Source organism: Hoeflea sp., from assembly GCF_039975035.1.
Lineage (GTDB): Bacteria > Pseudomonadota > Alphaproteobacteria > Rhizobiales > Rhizobiaceae > Hoeflea.
Genome location: NZ_JBDWHW010000084.1, coordinates 1 through 2772 on the forward strand (window position 1 = coordinate 1; position 2772 = coordinate 2772).

General features: G+C 55.1%; 2 protein-coding genes. Both read left to right on the forward strand.

The annotated features are described in order from the left end of the window. A partial coding sequence (locus ABJN75_RS07030) for an aerobic carbon-monoxide dehydrogenase large subunit (RefSeq protein WP_348438134.1) occupies window positions 1-2182 on the forward strand: 2182 nt, incomplete at its 5' end. A 93-nt stretch (window positions 2183-2275) separates the two neighbouring features. After that, the coding region (locus tag ABJN75_RS07035; protein WP_348438136.1) for a MoxR family ATPase at window positions 2276-2772 on the forward strand (497 nt) is incomplete at its 3' end.

Genomic DNA, 2772 nt, shown 5'->3' on the forward strand with positions numbered 1-2772 from the left:
GGCAGAAGATCTTAAAGGTGTGAATCTTGCCTGGATGCCAACCCTGGCAGGCGATGTCCAGATGGTTCTTGCCGACGGCAAGGTGCTTTACCAGAACCAGGAAGTTGCGTTTGTTGTCGCGGAAAACCGCTACATTGCGGACGATGCCATCCAGCTGGTCGAAGTTGAATACGAAGAGCTTCCGGTCCTGACCGACCCGTTCAAATCAATGGACGCTGACGCACCGGTCCTCCGGCCCGACCTCGAAGGCAAGATGGAAGGCGCTCACGGTACCCGCAAACATCACAACCATATTTTCACATGGGAAGTCGGCGACAAGGACGAAACGTCCCAGGCCTTTTCAGACGCTGATGTGACCATCAAGGAGATGATCTCCTACCACCGCACCCACCCGTCTCCGCTGGAGACATGTCAGTGCGTTGCTTCTATGGACAAGGTGAAAGGTGAATTGACGCTTTGGGGCACATTCCAGGCTCCCCACGTCATCCGCACAGTCGCGTCGCTGCTGTCCACTATTCCGGAGCACAAGATCCATGTGATCGCACCGGACATAGGCGGTGGTTTCGGCAATAAGGTTGGCGCTTATCCGGGTTACATCTGCGCGATAGTCGCTTCAATCGTCACCGGCATTCCGGTGAAGTGGGTTGAAGACCGGATGGAGAACCTCTCCACCACATCCTTTGCCCGTGATTATCACATGACGACAGAGATCGCGGCTAAGAACGACGGGACCGTCACGGGCCTTAAAGTCCATGTGCTTGCCGACCATGGTGGTTTTGACGCCTGTGCCGATCCATCCAAATGGCCGGCCGGTTTCTTCAACATCGTCACTGGGTCTTATGACTTTCCAACAGCCCACCTTGAAGTCGACGGTGTCTACACCAACAAGGCTCCTGGAGGTGTCGCCTATCGGTGTTCCTTCCGCGTGACGGAAGCAGCTTATTGCATCGAGCGCGGCATGGACATTCTGGCGCAAAAGCTGGGAATGGATCCCGCTGATCTTCGTATGAAGAACTTTGTCAAAAAGGAGCAGTTCCCTTACCAGTCTGCTCTTGGCTGGGAATACGACAGCGGCGACTATCACACCGCCATGCAGAAGGCGATGGACACCCTTGAGTATCGAAAACTGCGCGAAGAGCAGAAGGCCAAACAAGAAGCCTTCAAGCGCGGAGAAACGCGCGAGATCATGGGAATCGGCGTGTCGTTCTTCACCGAGATTGTCGGCGCGGGCCCATCCAAGAACTGCGATATCCTCGGTGTCGCGATGTTCGACAGTGCAGAAATACGTGTTCATCCAACTGGCTCGGTAATCTCCCGGATGGGAACCAAGTCTCAGGGTCAGGGCCACGAAACAACGTGGGCTCAGATCATTGCGACGGAGATCGGTATTCCGGCGGCCGACATCATGGTAGAGGAAGGTGATACAGATACCGCACCTTATGGCCTAGGCACCTATGGCTCCCGTTCAACACCTGTGGCAGGTGCAGCGATTGCCTTGGCCGCACGGAAAATACGCAACAAGGCCCAGATGATTGCGGCTCACATGCTCGAAGTTTCCGAGTATGACCTTGAATGGGATGTTGATGGTTTCCAGGTGAAGGGCAATCCGCAAGCCCGGAAATCGATGAAAGAAATCGCCTGGGCGGCTTACCATGCTCCCCCGCAAGGCATCGAACCCGGTCTGGAAGCTGTCAGCTACTATGATCCGCCCAACATGACCTATCCGTTTGGTGCCTATTTCTGCGTCATGGACATTGATGTGGATACCGGTGTTGCCAAGACCCGTCGCTTCTATGCGCTGGATGATTGCGGAACGCGGATCAACCCGATGATAATTGAGGGGCAGGTGCACGGTGGTCTGACAGAAGCCTTTGCCATCGCGATGGGTCAGGAGATCCGTTACGACGAAATGGGCAACGTCATGGGAGCGTCCTTCATGGACTTCTTCATCCCGACGGCTGTTGAAACACCTCATTGGGAAACCGATCACACGGTTACGCCAAGCCCGCATCATCCGATTGGTGCAAAAGGGGTTGGCGAGAGCCCGAATGTCGGCGGCGTACCAGCCTTCTCCAATGCGGTGAATGATGCGTTCCAGTTCCTGGGCAGCACACACATTCAGATGCCACATGATGCCTGGCGCCTGTGGCAGGCGGCCAAGGGTCTGGGCGCACACGACTGATCATTCGGACAAGAGAGCTGCGGGCATAAGCCCGCAGCCTCGGCCTTTGATGTAGATGCATTCGAAACCCACCATCACCATGATTGCTGGCATATGACCAAGTCCAAGGAACAATTGGCTGAGGCTCTCGCGAAAACCGGGTACGTCGCAGATGACGGTCTAGCAACAGCCTTGCTGCTGACCGAAATGCTGAACCGTCCTCTTCTTTTGGAAGGGGAAGCCGGTGTTGGCAAAACCGAAGTCGCAAAGGCACTCGCCAAATTGGAAGTGACCAACCTGATCCGGCTCCAGTGTTATGAGGGGCTGGACCGGTCAGACGCCATTTATGAGTGGAACTATCAACGGCAACTTCTGGCAATCAAGGCCAGAGAAGGTTCCGGAGAAGATGCCAATACGGTCGAAGAGGCTGTGTTTTCGGAAAAATATCTCATGGAACGCCCCCTCCTGGCAGCCATTCGACAGGAGCAAGCACCGGTTCTACTGATTGATGAAGTTGACCGGGCCGACGAGGAATTCGAAGCGTTCCTTCTCGAAATTCTGTCCGACTACCAGGTATCCATTCCAGAACTCGGCACAGTGACAGCGACAAG